Raw genomic sequence first — 18104 nt, 5'->3', positions numbered from 1 at the left:
GGGCAGCATGGCGTAGCCGCCGCCAAACGTACACACGCCCACCCTGGCAAAGGTGAGGAACAAATCCAGATAGAGATTCATTTTACCTCATCTCCTCTCCCGCTCCCCGGGTGTGTACGGGGGCCCCGCACAGCGGGGCGCGGCGCCGGCCGCGAAGTCAGGCGGAATTCACTTCCGCCTGACGCAAAATCTCCTGTCGGGGTCCCCCGGTGCGCACGGTGCGCACCGGGGATACACACGCCCACCCCGGCAAAGGTGAGGAACAAGTCCGGATGGAGGTTCATCAGGCCAGCTCCTCCAGGGCGTCCAACCACAGCGCGGCCGCCGCATCGCTGGGCATCCGCCAATCGCCCCGGGGGCTCAGCGTTACGGACCCCACCTTGGGGCCGTCGGGCAGGCAGGAACGCTTGAACTGCTGGGCAAAAAAGCGCCGGTAAAAGGTCTTGAGCCACTTGAGGATCGTGGCCCGGTCATAGCAGCGGCCAAAGGCATGCTCCGCCAGGCGCAGCACCTTGCGGGGCGGGAAGGCCCAGCGCACGGCGTAATAGAGGAAGAAATCATGCAGCTCGTAGGGGCCCACCAGGTCCTCAGTCTTCTGGCTGATCCTGCCCTCGATGGCGGGCAGCAGCTCCGGGGAGACGGGGGTGTCCAGGATATCCTCCAGCACATGGGAGAGCGCCTCATCCTCGGCGGCCTTGTCCCCGGCCACGAAAGCCACCAGGTGGCGCACCAGCGTCTTGGGAATGGAGGCGTTTACCCCGTACATGCTCATGTGGTCGCCGTTATAAGTGGCCCAGCCCAGGGCCAGTTCGCTGAGGTCTCCGGTACCCACCACGATGCCGCCGGTCTGGTTGGCGATGTCCATGAGCACCTGGGTGCGCTCCCGGGCCTGGCCGTTCTCAAAGGTCACGTCGTGATCCTCCATGGACTGGCCAATATCCCGGAAGTGGCTCTTCACGGAAGAGCCGATGTCGATGCGCCGCAGGGTAGCCCCCAGGCGCTGAGCCAGCTCCACGGCGTTGTCCCGGGTGCGGTCGGTGGTACCGAAACAGGGCATGGTGACGGCGATGATATCGCTGGCCGGACGCTCCAGCAGCCCCATGGCGATCCCGGTGATCAGGACCGCCAGGGTGCTGTCCAGCCCGCCGGAGAGTCCCACCACGGCGGTCTTGGCCCCGGTGTGCTCCAGCCGCTGCTTCAGCCCCAGTGCGGCGATGCGCAGGATCTCGCCGCAGCGGCCGGCCCGGTCACGGGCGTCCTCCGGGAGAAACGGCGTGGGGGAGATATAACGGGTCAGCGTTGTGGTGGCAGGCTCCAGCGCAAACCCGACGGACACGAACCTCCCCTCCCCCGCGCCGGGGAACGTGGTCATCCGCCGCCGCTCGCAGCAGAGCTTATCCACGTCGATCTCGCTGACCGTCAGGCCGGTGGTAAAGCGCCGCTCGTTCAGCAGCGCGCCGTTTTCCGCGATCAGATCATGCCCGGCGAAGACCAGGTCGGTGGAGGACTCGCCCTCCCCCGCGTCGGCATAGACATAGCCGCACACCAGCCGGGCGGACTGCCCGGTCACCAGGGAACGCCGGTAGGCGTCCTTTCCCACCGTCTCGTCGCTGGCGGACAGGTTCAGCAGCAGGGTGGCGCCCGCCCGCGCCAGTGCCTGGGAGGGCGGCTCAGGCGCCCACAGGTCCTCGCAGATCTCCACCCCCAGGACAAGCCCCGGCATGCTTTCACAGGGGAAGATCACATCGGCGCCGAAAAAGACCTCCTGACCGCAGAGGGAAAACAGCCGGTCCGAGGGCCCGCCGGGCTCAAACCAGCGTCTTTCGTAGAACTCTCCGTAGTTGGGCAGGTGCGTCTTGGGGACGACTGCCAGGATCTCGCCCCGGTGGATCACCGCGGCGCAGTTATAGAGCTTGCCCTGGTGCCGCACCGGCAGGCCCAGGGCTGTGACCATATCCAGGTTTTTGGTGGCCTCCAGAACGGTGGCCAGCCCCTCCTCCGCACCCCGCAGCAGGGTGTCCTGCAGGAACAGATCGGCGCAGGTATACCCCGTCAGGCACAGCTCGGGCAGCGCCAGCACCCGCACCCCCTGCCGGGCGGCCTCCCGCATCAGGGTAAAGACCTGCTCGGCGTTAAAACGGCAGTCGGCTACCCGAATTTTGGGCGTACCTGCCGCCACCTTAATAAATCCATCGCGCATCGTCAGCGCCTCCTTATTGAACGGATCCCAGCTTTTGCAACAGGACTATGATACCCCAAAACGCCGCGGATTGCAACGCCTCCCCCCTTGAAAAACGTTCCCGCCGCACCCGTGCCGCTCCGCAACCCCCGCAGAGGCGCGCCGTCTTCCTCCTGGGACAGGGCAGCCAGCCGCCCGCCCCGCAGGGGCTCCATCATCCAGATGGGGATCTGGCGCTGCCGGAGCAGTTCCCCCTTCGCTTTGGCGTCCTGAAAGGACCATAAGCTGTATCTGTCCGAACTCCATGCGCTGCCCATAGGCGTCCAAAAAACGCTCCATCGCCGCATAACTGCCGTGGGCGGAAAACCCCAGGTGCCCGGATGCGCCCGCGCTGCTTCTGCCGGAGCAGATAGTCCAGGATACCGTAGCGCCCGTCCAGATAGGGGCCGGTATTTTTTTCGGGAACTTCCCCTGACGGCACCGAAAAGCCCCGGCCTTCCGGCCGGGGCTTTTCGGGTGTGTGTTGTGTTTTTGCAAAGGTGTTGGAGAGGGATAAGAGAGGAATTGGTTTGGGAGGATGGTCTTTGTGATTCATTTCTGAATCTGTCTGTATCATACCTTGTAAATAAGGCCAATTCGTGTCTTCTTTGTGAATAAACTGTAAATATCGGGCCTGCGGCGGGGCTTGCCGGCCTCTCCCCTACAGCTCCTGCTCCCGCAGCCAGCAGAGAAAGTTTTTCGCCAGTTCCAGCCGCTTTCCGTCCAGTCCCCGCAGCAGTTCGGATACATCCCTCCAGGTTTCGTTCTCCTCGCTGCGGGCGGTCCCCACTAAAAATTCGTCCGGCGTGGCATCCAGCGCCGCGCAGATGCGCATGAAGACCTCCAGGCTGGGGATGGACCTGGCCCGCTCGATATTGGAAAGGTAATTGCTGTTGATATCGCACCGCTCGCATACCTGTGTCTGCCGCAGCCCCAGCGCCCTGCGCCGGACCGCGATCCGCTGTCCGATCTGCTGATAATCCAAGCCCATCCTTATCACCTCTTTTTTCTTATTTTAGTAGTCTCTTACGGTTCAAAGAATAATCCAAAAGTGTTTTTTACACTTGACATGGTATTTTATGCGCTTTATAATACGATTATACACTTATATCTCTAAATTCGAGGAGCTTTACTATGCACGCCCCATCCTGCGATCTGTTGGATCATCTGGCCGTGCTGACGGGCGTCGCCTGCCTGTCCGATCTGCGCGACCCGTTGCTGGCTCCGGCGCTCCAAGACGCGCTTGTGCGGACTCCGGCCGGCGACTTCTCCGCGGCCATGTGGCAGGAAGCGCTGACCTATCTGTCCGGCCTGCGTGCGCCGGGGGCGGACGCCTCCGCCTGCCGCCGCTCCTTGCTGGACGCGATTGCCGCCGCCGCGCCCTCCCCCTCTTGACAACCGGCCCGGCGGGTGATATAGTAACTGCGCAAGCAAGGCTGTGATGGGGACAAGACCCTGTTCCGCCCGCCAGAGAGGAATCGCCAAGGCTGAAAGCGTTTCCGGGGCACGGACAGCGTTTAACCACCCCTGAGCCGCCCATGAACGGCCCGGCGCCTGCCCGAACGCAGGCTCTGCGCCAAGTAAATGGGCCGGGTGCGCCCGTTACAGCGGCAACGAAGCGGCGGCTGTCTTCAGCCGCAAGCAGGGTGGAACCGTGGAGTATTGGAATGCTTCACCCCTGAGGTCAGGGGTGAAGCATTTTTATTTGCCTGTGCCCCAATACGAGGAGGAATTATTATGGCAGAAGAAAACAACCAGTATACTTTTGAACATGAAACCTACCGCAAGACCTACTGGCACACCTGCTCTCACATTCTGGCCCAGGCCATGAAGCGCCTGCACCCTGATGTGAAGCTGGCCATCGGCCCGGCCATCGACAATGGTTTCTACTACGATTTTGATACCCCCGAACCCTTTTCCGAGTCCCAGCTGGAGGAGCTGGAGGCTGAAATGCGCAAGATCTGCAAGGAAAAACTGAAGCTGGAGCGCTTCGAGCTGCCCCGGGCGGACGCGCTGGCCTTTATGGAGGAGAAGGACGAGCCCTACAAGGTGGAGCTGATCCGCGACCTGCCTGAGGACGCGGTCATCTCCTTCTACAGGCAGGGCGATTTCACCGACCTGTGCGCCGGGCCCCACCTGGACTCCACCGGCCGCGTAAAGGGCAACGGCATCAAGCTCACCGCCTGCAACGCCGCCTACTGGCGGGGCGACTCCAGCCGCAAACAACTTCAGCGCATCTACGGCATCGCCTTCCCCAAGAAGGACGAGCTGGACGCCTGGGTGGCCAAGCGGGAAGAGGCTTTGAAACGGGACCACAACAAGCTGGGCCGTGAGTTGGAGTACTTCACCACTGTGGACGTGATCGGCCAGGGTCTGCCCGTCATGCTGCCGAAGGGTGCCCGGGTCATCCAGGTCCTGCAGCGCTGGGTGGAGGACGAGGAGCAGAAGCGGGGCTACCTGCTGACCAAGACCCCTTTGATGGCCAAGAGCGATCTCTATAAGATCTCCGGTCACTGGGATCACTATCTGGACGGCATGTTCGTCCTGGGCGACCCCCATGACGAGACCCGCGAGTGCTTTGCCCTGCGCCCCATGACCTGTCCCTTCCAGTACCAGGTCTACCTGAACCGCGCCCGCTCCTACCGCGACCTTCCCATGCGCCTGGGGGAGACCTCTACCCTTTTCCGTAACGAGGACTCGGGCGAGATGCACGGCCTGATCCGTGTGCGTCAGTTCACCATTTCCGAGGGCCATCTGGTCCTCCGCCCTGAGCAGCTGGAAGAGGAGTTCAAGGGCTGTCTGGACCTGGCCAAGTACTGCCTGGGCACCGTGGGCCTGCTGGACAAGTGTACCTTCCGCTTCTCCCAGTGGGACCCTGCTAACCCCAACAACAAGTACGAGGGCACCGCCGAGCAGTGGGAGCTGGCCCAGGCCACCATGGCGAAAATCCTGGACGATCTGGACGTGACGTACACCATCGGTATCGACGAGGCCGCCTTCTACGGTCCCAAGCTGGACATCCAGTACCGGAATGTCTACGGTAAGGAGGACACCCTGGTCACCATCCAGATCGACATGCTTCTGGCCAAGCAGTTCGGCATGGAGTACACCGACGCCGACGGCCAAAAGAAGACCCCTTATATCATTCACCGCACCAGCCTGGGCTGCTACGAACGCACCCTGGCCTATCTGATCGAGGAGTACGCCGGCGCTCTGCCCGCCTGGATGGCCCCCGAGCAGGTCCGTGTCCTGCCGGTCACCGACCGCGCCTGCGATTACGCCGCCGAGGTAGCCCGCCGCTTGGAGGGCGAGGGTCTCCGCGCAACGGCGGACTACCGCAACGAGAAGATCGGCAAAAAGATCCGCGAGGCCACCCTGGAGAAGGTCCCCTATATGCTGGTGGTGGGCGACCGGGACATGGAGCATCAGACCGTCTCGGTCCGGCACCGCTCCGGTGAGGATCTGGGCGCCATGAGCCAATCCGACTTTCTCGCCCTGCTCCAGGACGAAGTGGAGCGCAAGTGCATCAAGTGATGTCCTCCCGCTCGGCTCATGCGCTGCGTCTGCAGGATCTGATGCACAACCGCTTCGCCGGGGTGGACTTTCTCCGTGGAACCTGCTAAAATACAGGAGCCGGGCGGTGGACCCCACCGCCCGGCTCTTCAATTTCAATGGAAAAAGGATGAATGACATGGGCACCACGCTTGGCACCCTTCTGAATCTGGCGATCTATATCGGTCTGGTGGCGGTCGGCGCGGTCATCGGCTCCCGCAGGGCCGTCCGCAGCCGTCCCATGCCCTGGCTGGGCAAGCTGCAATTCCTGGCGCTGATGATCCTGATCGTCTCTCTGGGCGTGAAGCTGGGCGCCAACGACGAGGTCATCTCCTCCCTGGGACAGATCGGTCTGGCCGCCCTGCTCATCACCGTGCTGGCGATGGCAGGCTCCCTTCTGTGCCTGTACCTGCTGCGGCGCTTTGTGTTCCATCTGGACCGTTACGGCCTGCCCCAGGGCAGTGCGCAGGAGGCGGAAGAAACCGAAGGCTCCGGCGGAAAAGCGGACAACTCCCTGACCAAATGGATCGTCCTGGCCGTGGCCTTGGGCATGCTGGCGGGTTACTTCGTGATCCCGGACCGTATGGTGGCCTACTGCGGCAGGGTCATCGACTTCGGCCTGTACCTGCTGCTCTTTCTGGTCGGCATGGATATGGGCCGGCAGGGCACCATGCTGGCCGATATCAAAGCCGCCGGTCTCAAGGTGCTGCTGGTTCCGGTGGCTGTGGTGGCGGGCACGCTGGGCTGCGCCGCCCTGGCCGGGCTCTTCCTTCCCCTTGGGATAAAGGACGCCATGGCGGCCTCCGCCGGGTTCGGGTGGTATTCCCTGGCGCCCACCCTGCTGGCTCCCTATTCCCTGTCGGTCTCCGCCGTGGCCTTCCTGTCCAACGTCATGCGCGAGATCTTCTCCATCATTGCCATCCCCTTTGTGGCCAAGTACTTAGGCTATGTGGAATGCGCCGCGCTCCCCGGCGCGGCGGCCATGGACACGGTGCTGCCCGTGGTCGTGGGCGCCACTCATGAGCGCATCGCCATTTACTCCTTTACCTCCGGCGTTGTGCTCTCCCTGGCGGTACCCCTGCTGGTGCCCGCCATCGTGGCGCTGCCCTTTTAAGGGGGGAGCGCCATGGAGATCGAACGCCGCTGGCGGGTGCGGAGCTGGCCCTCCGGGACGCCCGCCGCTGTTCTGACGATGGAGCAGGGCTATTTTTCCACCCGCCCCGCGATCCGGATCCGCGCGGAGGCCTTCTCAGAGGGCGGTACGCGTTATGTGCTCTGCTTCAAGGGCAAGGGCGGCCTGTGCCGGGAGGAGATCGAGCTGGAGCTGGATGCAGAGCGTTACCGCCGCCTTCAGGGCATGCTGGAGCACCCTATGATCTGCAAGGAGCAGCGGCGCTACCCCCTCCCCGGCGGCCTGACCCTGGAGGTCAATCAGGTCGACCGGGATCGCGAAAGCGGTTTCTTTTATGCGGAAGTGGAGTTTTCCGATGTGCAGGCCGCCCGGGCCTGGATGCCGCCGGAGCCGCTGCGCGCCTACCTCGCCGATGAGGTCACCGGGCAGCCCGGGCAGAGCATGGCAGCCTATTGGGAGCGCACCCGTTCCTCCCTGCTATAACAAAGCGCCCTGCGGCATATGAACCGCCCCAGATTGTGCGGACAGCACAATCTGGGGTGGTTCAGTAGTACTTTCATTTTCCTACATTAGGGGGCGTTTTGTCTATTGTCCGTTTTTACTGGTTCGGTTCAATTGAGCCGGAGGGCGCTTTGTTTCAAGTCAGCGTCTGGAAGAGGGCGCAGGCCTTCTCCAGAAGGGCATCCGGGAAATCGAGCTCCCCGCTGTGGCGGGGCGGGTGGTCCGTCCCGCCCCCCAGCAGGAACAGCGCCCCCTCCGCCTGGCGGAGCGCCTGATCAGTCACGCTTTTTCTCCTGCTCAAAGGCGCCTTCCCCGGGAAGCACCACAACCTTGATTTCCAGCACCCGCCGGTGATCCACTTTGGTGACGGTCACGTCCAGACCGTCGGCCACGAAATGGTCGCCCGCCTCGGGCACCCGGCCTACCTGCTCCATGACCCAGCCGGAGACGGTGTTGGCGTCGCACTCGTCCGAGATGGAAAAGAGGTCGAACAGGTCGGTCAGATCCGCGCTGCAGGAGATGAGGTAGCTGCCGTCCGCCTGCTTTTTGAATTCCTCGATCACCTCGTCGTGTTCATCCCAGATCTCTCCCACCAGTTCCTCCACGATGTCCTCCAGGGTCACCAGGCCCTCGGTCCCGCCGTATTCGTCCACCACGATGACCATATGGGCCTTTTCCCGCTGGAGGATACGCAGCAGATGTGAGATCTTGGTGTTCCCCGTGGTATAGAGCACCGGGCTGATGATTCCCTGCACGTCCTCCCGGCCATGGTAGCGCGCGGCATGGAAGTCTTTTTCATGGATGACGCCCACGATGTCGTCGATATCCTCGTGATACACCGGCAGACGGGAATACCCATTCTCCGCGAACGTCCTGGCGATCTCATCCATGGAATCGGTATCCTCCACGGCCACCACGTCCACCCGGGGGGTCAGGATCTCCTCCACCTCCAGGTCGTTGAACTCAATGGCAGCGCGGATGAGCTGGCTCTCATGCTGGTCCAGCCCGCCCTCGTCCTCGGCCTGATCCACCATGGTGATGAGCTCTTCCTCCGTGATGCCGTCTTCCGCCTTTTTGCGCAGCAGCTTCGTCAGCAGACGCTTCCACTGGGTGAAGAGGAAATTCACCGGCCGCAGCAGGGCGATAAACACCCGGAGAATGGGGGCGGAGAACATGGCGAAGTCCTCCGCATTCTCCTTGGCCAGGCTCTTCGGAGAAATTTCGCCGAAGATCAGGATGATCACGGTCAGCACCACGGTGGACACCGTGGGGCCGTATACCGGCAGCAGCTTGGTAAAGAGCACCGTGGAAACCGTGGTAGCAGTGATGTTTACGATGTTGTTGCCGATCAGGATGGTGGAGAGCAGCCGGTCATAATCCTCCTCCAGCTCGAGCGCCAGGGCGGCCCGCTGGTTTCCTCCGTCCGCCTTGCTTTTCATGCGGACGCGGTTGAGCGAGGAAAAGGCGGTCTCTGTGGCGGAGAAATAGGCTGACATCACCACCAAAAATACAAGAGCGGCAATCATAGTGATACTGGCACTGTCCATAGAGGAACTCATCAACTCCGATTTCTATTTCAAATTTTGCGCAGGAAAAGACAGCCCTATCCCTTTTTATGGATATGGCTGTCCATGCAATTGGACGCTATGTAGTTCTGACACGGCGGAGGTTCGTCCACGCGGGCTCACCGTCTCCTTATGATGGATTGTGTAGCAGTATACCACACCCCGCCTGTAAATGCAAGCCATTCCCGGTGCGTTCTCCGGCCCGACGTCTCTCCTGCGTCCCAAGGCGTAAACAAGCGGGGCCCGGCAGCGCCGGACCCCGCTTGTTCCATCCAAAGGGCAAGCGCCCTTGGAACGCTCCTTACACCAGCTGAACGATGGCCATCTCGGCCGCGTCGCCCCGGCGGGGCCCAATGCGGACCACACGGGTATAGCCGCCGTTACGGTCGGCATACTTGGGGCCGATCTCGTCGAACAGCTTCTTGGCCACGTCCTCCTTGGTCAGGTAGGACAGGGCCTGGCGGTAATTGGCCAGGTTGGCCTTCTTGGCCAGGGTAATCATCTTCTCCGCCATAGGGGCAACTTCCTTGGCACGGGAGACGGTGGTCTTGATCTGACCGTTCTCCAGCAGGTAGGTGGTCATGGCGCGCAGCATGGCGCGGCGCTGATCGCTGGTCTTGCCCAGCTTCCGATATCCGGACATGTGATTCCACTCCTATCGGAGCCTCGCCTCCCCGGCGGACTCCAGTTTAAATTCGTCCTGAGGGGTCTCCCCCCGAAGCGGGAGTACAGTGGATCCGGGAGGGGACGTTACATGCCCCCGGACCGCCCGCCTCTTCTTTAGTTGTTCTCGTCGTCCGCCAGGTGCAGGCCCATCATGGCCAGCTTGTTGATGACCTCTTCCAGGCTCTTGCGGCCCAGGTTGCGCACCTTCATCATCTCGTCCTCGGTCTTGGAGATCAGATCCTCCACCGTGTTGATGTTGGCACGCTTGAGGCAGTTGAAGGAACGGACCGACAGGTCCAGCTCCTCGATGGTCAGCTCCAGCACCTTATCCCGCTGAGCCTCCGCCTTCTCCACCACCGTGGACTTATTGCCCATGGTCTCGGAGAGATCGGTGAAGAGGACAAAGTGGTCGCAGAGGATGCGGGCACCGAGGCTCACCGCGTCCCGGGCGGTGATGGTACCGTTGGTCCATACCTCCAGGGTCAGCTTGTCGAAGTCCGTCAGGTCCTTGACACGCGTGTTCTCCACCGTGTAATTGACCTTCCGCACCGGCGTGTAGATCGAGTCTACCGGGATGACCCCGATGATGGTCTGGGCGGGCTTGTTCCGGTCGGCGGGCACATAGCCGCGGCCGTGGGACAGGGTCAGTTCCATATTCAGGCTGGCGTCAGGGCCCAGGGTGGCGATGTGCAGCTCCGGATTCAGGATCTCCACTTCGCCGTCGGCCTTGATGTCGCCCGCAGTGACCTCGCCTTCCCCGCTGGCCTCGATATAGACCGTCTTCACGCCCTCGGAGTAAAGCTTGGCGATGATGCTCTTCACGTTGAGCACGATCTCCGTCACGTCCTCCTTCACACCGGGGATGGTGGAAAACTCATGCTGCACGCCGGCGATCTTGATGGACGTAACCGCCGTGCCGGGCAGGGACGAGAGCAGGATGCGGCGCAGGGAGTTGCCCAGGGTGGTGCCGTAGCCACGCTCCAGAGGCTCGACCACGTACTTGCCGTAGGAGCCATCGCCGGGGTTCTCCACACATTCGATGCGGGGCTTCTCGATTTCTACCATGTGTTACCCTCCTTTTCGCGGCGGCGGGCCAAGGCGCCCGCCGTCCTATACAGCTCACCAATAATCGAGGGTACGCTCTTATTTATTTGGAGTACAGCTCGACGATCAGGTGCTCGGCCACGTCGAAGTCAATGTCGTCGCGCACCGGCTTGGCAATGATCTTACCCTCGAAGGTGCCGGCCTTCTCGATCCACTTGGGCGTGGAGTGCACGGCGCTGCCCTCGTTGAGCATCTTAAAGCGGTTGGTGGACCGGCTCTTCTCGCAGACAGCGATGACCTCACCGGGCTTGACCAGGTAGGAGGGAATATCCACACGCTTGCCGTTGATGGTAAAGTGACCGTGGTTGACCAGCTGGCGGGCCTCACGGCGGGTGTTGGCAAAGCCCAGACGGAACACCACGTTATCCAGGCGGCGCTCCAGCATGGACAGCAGCTCCTCACCGGTGTTGCCGCTGGAACGGGCGGCCTTCAGGTAATACGCGTGGAACTGTTTCTCCAGCATGCCATAGACGAACTTGACCTTCTGCTTCTCGGCCAGCTGCATGGCATACTCGCTCTTCTTGCCGCGGCGCTGGGCGCCGGGGTTGCGGATGGATTCCCGCTTGCTGTTTTCGGTGTAACCCAGGACGGCGGGAGAAATGCCCAGAGCGCGGCAGCGCTTCACAATGGGCTGCATATTCTTAGCCATAGTTTGCTCTTCCTCCTTCTCAGATTACACGCGGCGGCGCTTGGGCGGACGGCAGCCGTTGTGGGGGATGGGGGTCACGTCCTTGATGAGGGTGACCTCCAGGCCCACGGCCTGCAGCGCGCGGATGGCGGCCTCGCGGCCGGCGCCGGGCCCCTTCACGTAGACCTCAACGGTCTTCAGGCCGTGCTCCATGGCCGCCTTGGCGGCGGTCTCGGCGGCGGTCTGCGCGGCGAAGGGGGTGGACTTGCGGGAGCCGCGGAAGCCCAGGCCGCCGGAGGAGGCCCAGGACAGGGCGTTGCCGCCCATATCGGTCACAGTGACCATGGTGTTATTGAAGGAGGAGCGGATATGCACCTGGCCCTTTTCAACGTTCTTGCGCTCACGGCGCTTGCGGATAACCTTCTTACCCTTGGTAGCAGCGGTAGCCATGTGTTTCTCCCTCCCTTACTTCTTCTTATTGGCGACGGTGCGCTTGGGCCCCTTACGGGTGCGCGCGTTGGTCTTGCTGCGCTGTCCGCGCACCGGCAGACCCCTGCGGTGGCGCATACCACGGTAGCAGCCGATCTCGGTCAGGCGCTTGATGTCCATCGCCACGTCGCGGCGGAGGTCGCCCTCCACAGTATAGCTGTGGCCGATGATCTCACGCAGCTTGGCCTCGTCGGCCTCGGTCAGGTCCTTCACGCGGGTGTCGGGGTTGATGCCGGCCTCAGCCAGGATCTTATTGGCGCTGGTGCGCCCAATGCCGTAGATATAGGTCAGGCCGATTTCGACCCGCTTATCCTTCGGCAGGTCAATGCCTGCAATACGTGCCATACTCTTTCAAGCACCTCCTGTTAACCTTGTCTTTGTTTATGCTTGGGGTTTTCGCAAATTACCATGACCTTGCCCTTGCGCTTGATGATCTTGCACTTCTCGCACATGGGCTTCACGGACGGTCTCACTTTCATGTTACAAACCTCCTGTAAGCCTGATGGCCCCGCCGCGGCGGAGGCAAGGCCCCGCGATCCCGCGACGGTCGTTGATGGTCTTTTGGATCCGTTGACCGGTCACTTGCTTCTCCAGGTGATCCGGCCTCTTGTGACATCGTAGGGGGACATCTGGACCGTCACCTTGTCACCGGGCAGGATGCGGATAAAGTTCATCCGCAGCTTGCCGGAGATGTGCGCCAGAATGATATGGCCGTTTCCGATGTCCACATGGAACGTGGTGTTGGGAAGGGACTCGGTCACGACGCCCTCCACTTCGATCATGTCGTCTTTTGCCAAAGCGTCATACCCTCCTAGACTCGGCTCGGAAAGCGGCCAGCGCCCTCCGGATCTCGCTGTCAACTGCTTCCTCTCCTGCCCGGATACGCTCCAGGGCCGGGTGGTGAAATTCTCCCGCGCAAGCCACATGGACGGCCTTTTTGCGCTTGGGAGCGGCTGTTTTCCGCCGTTTCCCGTCGGCCAGGAGCAGATAGGGGCCCTCTGTATCCAAGATACAGAACACATCCCCCTTGTCGTGCCCGGCCAGGGAACGGACGATCTGGGCCTTTTCGTACGCCATGCTCACGCTCCTGTGACGGTAAGCACTTCCGGCTCCCCGTCGGTGATGAGAATGGTGTTCTCATAGTGGGCGGCCAGGCTCCCGTCCGCTGTGACCGTGGTCCAGCCGTCCTTGAGCACCTTGACCCGCCAGTCCCCGGCACACACCATGGGCTCCACCGCCAGGGTCATCCCCGGCTGGAGCCGGGGGCCGTGGCCTGCGGGGCCAAAATTGGGGACCTCGGGGGGTTCATGGAGCTTGGCACCTACGCCGTGACCCACAAAGTCCCGCACCACCGAGCAGCCGTTTTGCTCTACATACTGCTGCACAGCATGCGAGATGTCGAACACCCGGTTTCCGGAGCGGGCCAGCCGGACGCCCTCCCAAAAGCTCTGCTCGGTGACCTGGATGAGACGCAGGGCCTCATCGCTGACCTGCCCGCAGGGGAAGGTGGCCGCGCAGTCGCCATGGAAACCGTCCAGGCAGGCGCCTACGTCCACACTGACGATGTCGCCCTCCTCCAGCTTCCGGTGGTCCGGGATGCCGTGGATGACCACGTCGTTGACGGAAATGCAGACAGAGCCGGGAAACCCGTTGTAATTGAGGAAAGACGGCCTGGCGCCGTGTCCCTCGATGAACTTTCGCACGGCGGCGTCGATCTCCAGGGTGGATACGCCGGGGCGCACCATGGAGCCGGCCAGGGCCCGGGCCTGGGCGGTCAGCCGCCCGGCCCGGCGCATCCGCTCGATCTCGCGCGGGGATTTCAGGGAGATCATTTCCATCCTCACGCTTCCAACGCCTTCATGACCAGCACGTTGGTCTCCTCGATGGTGGGCTGGTTCTCCACCGGCTTGAGGATGCCCCGCTGGGCATAGAAGTCCTTGAGGGGTTCGGTCTCCGCATGGTAGACCTCCAGGCGGTGCTGGACGGTCTCGGGCTTGTCGTCGTCGCGCAGCAGCAGCTCGCCGCCGCATTTGTCGCACTTGCCCTGCGCCTTGGGCGGCGCGGAGACCACGTGGTACGTGGCGCCGCAGTCGTGGCAGGCCCGGCGGCCGCCCATACGCTTGACGATCTCCCCGTCGGAGATCTCAATGGAGAGCACGACGTCGAACTTGACTCCGTCCTTCTCCAGGAATTCGGCCTGAGCGATCGTGCGGGGCACTCCATCCAGGATATAGCCGTTCTGGCAGTCGCTCTGGGCCAGGCGCTCTTCCACAATGCCCAGGATCACGTCGTCAGGAACCAGTTTGCCCGCATCCATGAAGGCCTTGGCCTTCCTGCCCACGGGGGTGCCGTTCTTCACGGCGGCACGCAGGATGTTACCGGTCGAGATGGTGGGGATGCCCAATTTCCGGCTGATGATCTCAGCCTGGGTACCCTTGCCGGCGCCAGGGGCGCCCAACAGGATGATCTTCATACCCTTCCCCTTCTTCCATTACTCCAGGAAACCCTTGTAGTGCCGCATGAGCATCTGGGCCTCCATGGCCTTGGTGGTCTCCAGCGCGACGCCCACCACGATGATGATGGAGGTGCCGCCGATGGCCAGGCTGCTGACGCCGATGATATTGCCGGTGATGATGGGCGCGATGGCGATGATGGCCAGATAGATGGCGCCGAACAGGGTGATCTTATTGAGCACCTTGTGGATGAAGTCGGCGGTAGGCTTGCCGGGACGGAAGCCGGGGATGAAGCCGCCGTTCTTCTTCAGATTATTGGCCACCTCCACGGGATTGAACTGCATGGTCGCGTAGAAGTAGCTGAAGCCCAGAATCAGCAGGAAGTACACCACGATATAGAAGATGCTGCCGGTATCAAAGATCTTCAGGAAGGTGTTCCAGCCGGAGCCCTCCACCTGGGCCGACGGCACGAACGCGCCGATGGTGGCCGGCAGGGAGGCGATGGCCTGGGCAAAGATGATGGGCATGACGCCGGACATGTTCACCTTCATGGGGATGTGGCTGGACTGACCGCCGTACATCTTCCGGCCCACCACACGCTTGGCGTACTGGACGGGGATGCGGCGCTCGGCGTTGGTGATGAACACGATGAGCACCACAATGGCCAGCATGCCGATGACGATCAGGATGGCGCCCCACCAGGGCAGGTTGAACACGTTATCCCCAGTGACACCATTGATATTGTTGCTGATTCCGGTGTACAGGGTGAGGATCATGCTGGGCACCCGGGAGAGGATACCGGCGAACAGGATGATGGAGATGCCGTTGCCGATGCCGAACTCGGTGATCTGCTCGCCCAGCCACATGACAAAGGCGGAACCTGCGGTGAAGCAGAGCACGATGACGATGGCGGCCCAAACGCCGGGGATGGACCCGGTATCCAGCAGAGCACCGGAGTTGGTGGTGCGGATGAGGGTGTAGTAGCCGAAGCCCTGGATCAGCGCGATGGCCACGGTGGTATAGCGGGTGATGGCCGCGATCTTCTTCCGGCCCTCCTCGCCGCCGTCCTTCTGGAGACGCTCCAGAGCAGGGATGGCGACGGTGAGCAGCTGGATGATGATGGAGCTGTTGATATAGGGCTGCACGCCCAGGGCGAAGACGGCCGCCATGGAGAAAGCGGTGCCGTTCATGGCGCCCAGCAGCGCGAAGATACCGCCCATACTATTCAGGGTGGAGCCCAGCAGGTCGCTGTTGATAAACGGCACGGGCACCACGGAGCCCAGCCGGAAGATGAGCAGCGCGAAGACGGTGAACAGGATCTTCTTGCGCAACTCAGGGATCTTCCATGCGTTGCGGATGGTCTCGATCACTTAGACCACCTCGTACTTTCCACCTGCCGCAACAATCTTCTCCTTGGCGGAGGCGGAGAACGCGGAGGCACGGACCGTCAGCTTCTTGGTCAGGTTGCCGTTGCCCAGCACCTTGTAGCCGTACTCGCACTTGGAGAGGATTCCCTTTTCCAGCAGGTCGCAGACGTTGACCGTAGCGCCGTCCTCGAACTTCTCGAGGGCGGAGACGTTGATTGCCTCCAGAGGCTTTGCAAAGATATTGTTGAAGCCGCGCTTCGGGATGCGGCGGACCAGAGGCATCTGGCCGCCCTCAAACCCGGTGCGGACGCCGCCGCCGGAACGGGCCCACTGGCCCTTGTGTCCGCGGCCGGCCGTTTTGCCGTTTCCGGAACCGTGGCCCCGGCCCTTGCGGTAGGCCTTGGGGTTGGAACCGGGCGCGGGAGAAAGTTCATGCAGATTCATTTCGCGCACCTCCTCACTTTTCCTCGGTGACCTGGAGCAGATAGCCGATGTGGCTGATCTTGCCGCGGGTCGCCTCGTTGTCGGGCTGGACGGTGGTGTCGCCGATCTTGCGCAGCCCCAGGGCCTCGGCGGTCGCCTTATGCTTGGCGATGCGGCCGTTCAGGCTCTTGACCAGCTTGATGTTCAAATTAGCCATTTTGACGGCCCTCCTTAACCTGTGATCTCTTCCACGCTCTTGCCGCGGGTACGGGCGATCTCCTCGGGGCCACGCAGGGACTTGAGTCCCTCGAAGGTGGCGGAGACCACGTTCTGCGGATTGTTGGAGCGCAGGCACTTGGCGCGGATATCACGGATGCCGGCGGCCTCCATGACGGCGCGCACCGGGCCGCCGGCGATGATGCCGGTACCGGGGGCGGCGGGCTTGAGCAGCACGCGGCCGGCGCCGAACTCACCGATGACCTCGTGGGGGATGGTGGTGCCGGAACGGGTAATGGTGCACATGTTCTTCTTGGCGTCCTCGATGCCCTTGCGGATGGCCTCGGGCACCTCGGCGGCCTTGCCGGTGCCGAAGCCCACGCGGCCCTTCTCGTCGCCCACCACCATCAGAGCGGCGAACTTCATCACGCGGCCGCCCTTGACGGTCTTGGAAACGCGGTTCAGAGAGACGAGCTTCTCGGTGAACTCGCTGGGTTCTCTTTCAAATCGAGCCATTTCTCTTTTCCTCCTCCCTTAGAACTGCAGGCCGCCCTCACGGGCGCCCTCGGCCAGGGCCTGTACGCGGCCGTGGTACACGTAGCCGCCGCGGTCGAACACGACGGTCTCGATGCCGGCGGCCTTAGCGCGCTCGGCGACCGCCTGGCCCACCTTCTTGGCGGCCTCGCAGTCGGAGCCCTTGCCCTCGAAGCCCTTCTCCAGGGAGGAAGCAGACGCCAGCGTCTTGCCGGTCACATCGTCGATGATCTGGGCATAGATGTTGGTGTTGCTGCGGAACACGTTCAGACGGGGTCTCTCGGGCGTGCCGGAGATCTTCCCGCGGACTCTCTTGTGACGGTGCAGACGCTGTGCGTTGGTATCGGGTCTCTTAATCATAGTGGCACACCTCCTTACTTCTTCTTGACGCCGGTCTTGCCTTCCTTGCGGCGGATGACCTCGTCAGTGTATTTGATCCCCTTGCCCTTGTAAGGCTCGGGCGGACGTTTCTCTCTCACTTCAGCGGCGAACTGGCCGACCTTCTGCTTGTCGAGGCCGCTGATGACGATCTTGTTGGCGCTGGGCACTTCGATGGTGATGCCGTCGGCCTCCTCCATGAACACCTGATGGGAGAAGCCCAGGTTCATGACCAGCTTGCTGCCCTCCTTGGCCACACGATAGCCGACGCCGTTCACGTCCAGCTCCTTCTTGAAGCCCTCGGTGACGCCCACCACCATGTTGTGCAGCAGGCTGCGGGTCAGGCCGTGCAGGCTGCGGTTCTCCTTCGCGTCGTTGGGACGGGTGACATGGAGCTCCGCGCCCTCCTGCTTGATGGTCATGGCCGGGCAGAGCTGCTGGGTCAGGGTACCCTTTGGCCCCTTCACGGTGACCAGGTTGCCCTCTTCGATCTTCACGTCCACACCGGCGGGGATGGAGATCGGCATTCTTCCGATACGAGACATATTCTACTCTCCCTCCTTACCAGACAAACGCAAGGACCTCGCCGCCGACGTGGTTGGCGCGAGCGGCCTTGTCGGTCATGACGCCCTTGGACGTGGACACGATAGCGATACCCAGGCCGCGCAGGACGCGGGGCAGCTCATCGGCGCCCGCATAGACGCGCAGGCCGGGCTTGGACACGCGGCGCAGGCCGGTGATGACCTTTTCCTTGCCGGGGTTGTACTTCAGGGTGATGCGGATCACGCCCTGAGTGCCGTCGTCGATCAGCTGGAAGTTCTTGATATAGCCTTCATCCAGCAGGATCTGCGCGATGGACTTCTTCATGTTGGACGCGG

25 protein-coding genes are annotated in these 18104 nt (G+C 62.4%); 4 read left to right on the top strand and 21 right to left on the bottom strand.

Annotation, left to right across the window (positions count from 1 at the left end):
* Positions 1-283: 283 nt before the first annotated feature.
* The gene (locus tag MR825_RS09805) at positions 284-2200 is read right to left on the bottom strand and encodes an NAD(+) synthase (RefSeq protein WP_186907559.1); all 1917 of its coding nucleotides are present in this window, start codon (positions 2198-2200) and stop codon (positions 284-286) included.
* Positions 2201-2879: 679 nt separating this feature from the next.
* On the bottom strand, positions 2880-3209 hold the full coding sequence (locus tag MR825_RS09795; RefSeq protein ID WP_186907558.1) for a helix-turn-helix domain-containing protein: 330 nt from the start codon (positions 3207-3209) through the stop codon (positions 2880-2882).
* A 143-nt stretch (positions 3210-3352) separates the two neighbouring features.
* Here MR825_RS09795 and MR825_RS09790 point away from each other — a divergent pair, with 143 nt between their 5' ends.
* The 4 genes from MR825_RS09790 (at position 3353) to MR825_RS09775 (ending at position 7385) form a co-directional block, all read left to right on the top strand.
* Positions 3353-3613 carry a hypothetical protein gene (locus MR825_RS09790; protein WP_186907557.1) on the top strand — a complete coding sequence of 87 codons (261 nt, stop codon included), beginning with the start codon at positions 3353-3355 and terminating at the stop codon, positions 3611-3613.
* A 342-nt stretch (positions 3614-3955) separates the two neighbouring features.
* The gene (thrS, locus tag MR825_RS09785) at positions 3956-5752 is read left to right on the top strand and encodes a threonine--tRNA ligase (protein WP_186907556.1); all 1797 of its coding nucleotides are present in this window, start codon (positions 3956-3958) and stop codon (positions 5750-5752) included.
* A 157-nt stretch (positions 5753-5909) separates the two neighbouring features.
* Complete coding sequence (locus MR825_RS09780) at positions 5910-6884, top strand: lysine exporter LysO family protein (RefSeq protein WP_287880490.1); 975 nt, start codon at positions 5910-5912, stop codon at positions 6882-6884.
* A 12-nt stretch (positions 6885-6896) separates the two neighbouring features.
* Positions 6897-7385, top strand: coding sequence for a hypothetical protein (locus MR825_RS09775; protein WP_287880487.1), 489 nt, complete (start codon positions 6897-6899; stop codon positions 7383-7385).
* A gap of 154 nt (positions 7386-7539) precedes the next feature.
* Here MR825_RS09775 and MR825_RS09770 read toward each other — a convergent pair whose 3' ends face one another.
* From MR825_RS09770 to rpsH, 19 genes are all read right to left on the bottom strand, one after another.
* Positions 7540-7686: a hypothetical protein gene (locus MR825_RS09770; RefSeq protein WP_186907553.1), complete on the bottom strand. Its 147-nt coding sequence runs from the start codon at positions 7684-7686 to the stop codon at positions 7540-7542.
* Complete coding sequence (locus MR825_RS09765; RefSeq protein WP_186907552.1) at positions 7679-8950, bottom strand: HlyC/CorC family transporter; 1272 nt, start codon at positions 8948-8950, stop codon at positions 7679-7681. The genes MR825_RS09770 and MR825_RS09765 overlap by 8 nt, the downstream gene beginning before the upstream one ends.
* A gap of 319 nt (positions 8951-9269) precedes the next feature.
* Entirely contained in the window at positions 9270-9611 is a 342-nt protein-coding gene (rplQ, locus tag MR825_RS09760; RefSeq protein WP_186907551.1) for a 50S ribosomal protein L17, read from the bottom strand.
* Positions 9612-9748: 137 nt separating this feature from the next.
* On the bottom strand, positions 9749-10699 hold the full coding sequence (locus MR825_RS09755; RefSeq protein ID WP_186907550.1) for a DNA-directed RNA polymerase subunit alpha: 951 nt from the start codon (positions 10697-10699) through the stop codon (positions 9749-9751).
* 82 nt (positions 10700-10781) lie between these two features.
* The gene (gene rpsD, locus MR825_RS09750; protein ID WP_186907549.1) at positions 10782-11387 is read right to left on the bottom strand and encodes a 30S ribosomal protein S4; all 606 of its coding nucleotides are present in this window, start codon (positions 11385-11387) and stop codon (positions 10782-10784) included.
* 24 nt (positions 11388-11411) lie between these two features.
* Positions 11412-11816 carry a 30S ribosomal protein S11 gene (gene rpsK, locus MR825_RS09745; RefSeq protein WP_130869677.1) on the bottom strand — a complete coding sequence of 135 codons (405 nt, stop codon included), beginning with the start codon at positions 11814-11816 and terminating at the stop codon, positions 11412-11414.
* Between the two features lie 15 nt (positions 11817-11831).
* Positions 11832-12200 carry a 30S ribosomal protein S13 gene (gene rpsM, locus MR825_RS09740; RefSeq protein ID WP_186907548.1) on the bottom strand — a complete coding sequence of 123 codons (369 nt, stop codon included), beginning with the start codon at positions 12198-12200 and terminating at the stop codon, positions 11832-11834.
* Positions 12201-12220: 20 nt separating this feature from the next.
* On the bottom strand, positions 12221-12334 hold the full coding sequence (gene rpmJ / locus MR825_RS09735; protein WP_006573428.1) for a 50S ribosomal protein L36: 114 nt from the start codon (positions 12332-12334) through the stop codon (positions 12221-12223).
* Between the two features lie 99 nt (positions 12335-12433).
* Positions 12434-12652, bottom strand: a complete 219-nt coding sequence (gene infA, locus MR825_RS09730; protein ID WP_009258089.1) for a translation initiation factor IF-1 — start codon at positions 12650-12652, stop codon at positions 12434-12436.
* Between the two features lie 4 nt (positions 12653-12656).
* A complete protein-coding gene (locus MR825_RS09725) occupies positions 12657-12932 on the bottom strand; it encodes a KOW domain-containing RNA-binding protein (protein WP_186907547.1) in 276 nt (91 codons plus the stop codon).
* A 2-nt stretch (positions 12933-12934) separates the two neighbouring features.
* Positions 12935-13687, bottom strand: a complete 753-nt coding sequence (gene map / locus MR825_RS09720; RefSeq protein WP_287880492.1) for a type I methionyl aminopeptidase — start codon at positions 13685-13687, stop codon at positions 12935-12937.
* 8 nt (positions 13688-13695) lie between these two features.
* The gene (locus MR825_RS09715) at positions 13696-14328 is read right to left on the bottom strand and encodes an adenylate kinase (RefSeq protein ID WP_186907546.1); all 633 of its coding nucleotides are present in this window, start codon (positions 14326-14328) and stop codon (positions 13696-13698) included.
* Positions 14329-14346: 18 nt separating this feature from the next.
* Positions 14347-15678, bottom strand: a complete 1332-nt coding sequence (gene secY / locus MR825_RS09710; protein ID WP_186907545.1) for a preprotein translocase subunit SecY — start codon at positions 15676-15678, stop codon at positions 14347-14349.
* Positions 15679-16119: a 50S ribosomal protein L15 gene (gene rplO / locus MR825_RS09705; RefSeq protein WP_186907544.1), complete on the bottom strand. Its 441-nt coding sequence runs from the start codon at positions 16117-16119 to the stop codon at positions 15679-15681.
* A 13-nt stretch (positions 16120-16132) separates the two neighbouring features.
* Positions 16133-16315 (bottom strand): 50S ribosomal protein L30, encoded by a 183-nt coding sequence (rpmD, locus tag MR825_RS09700; RefSeq protein ID WP_186907543.1) that lies wholly within the window; start codon positions 16313-16315, stop codon positions 16133-16135.
* Positions 16316-16329: 14 nt separating this feature from the next.
* Positions 16330-16830 (bottom strand): 30S ribosomal protein S5, encoded by a 501-nt coding sequence (rpsE, locus tag MR825_RS09695; protein ID WP_186907542.1) that lies wholly within the window; start codon positions 16828-16830, stop codon positions 16330-16332.
* A gap of 18 nt (positions 16831-16848) precedes the next feature.
* The gene (gene rplR, locus MR825_RS09690; protein WP_186907541.1) at positions 16849-17208 is read right to left on the bottom strand and encodes a 50S ribosomal protein L18; all 360 of its coding nucleotides are present in this window, start codon (positions 17206-17208) and stop codon (positions 16849-16851) included.
* A 14-nt stretch (positions 17209-17222) separates the two neighbouring features.
* A complete protein-coding gene (gene rplF / locus MR825_RS09685; RefSeq protein WP_186907540.1) occupies positions 17223-17771 on the bottom strand; it encodes a 50S ribosomal protein L6 in 549 nt (182 codons plus the stop codon).
* Between the two features lie 16 nt (positions 17772-17787).
* A partial coding sequence (gene rpsH, locus MR825_RS09680) for a 30S ribosomal protein S8 (protein ID WP_287880449.1) occupies positions 17788-18104 on the bottom strand: 317 nt, incomplete at its 5' end.

It is taken from the genome of Lawsonibacter sp., assembly GCF_022777125.1.
In the GTDB taxonomy this organism is placed as follows: domain Bacteria; phylum Bacillota; class Clostridia; order Oscillospirales; family Oscillospiraceae; genus Lawsonibacter_A; species Lawsonibacter_A hominis.
Note: the sequence above shows the minus strand (reverse complement) of the source record. Positions and strands in the feature narration are given on the sequence as shown.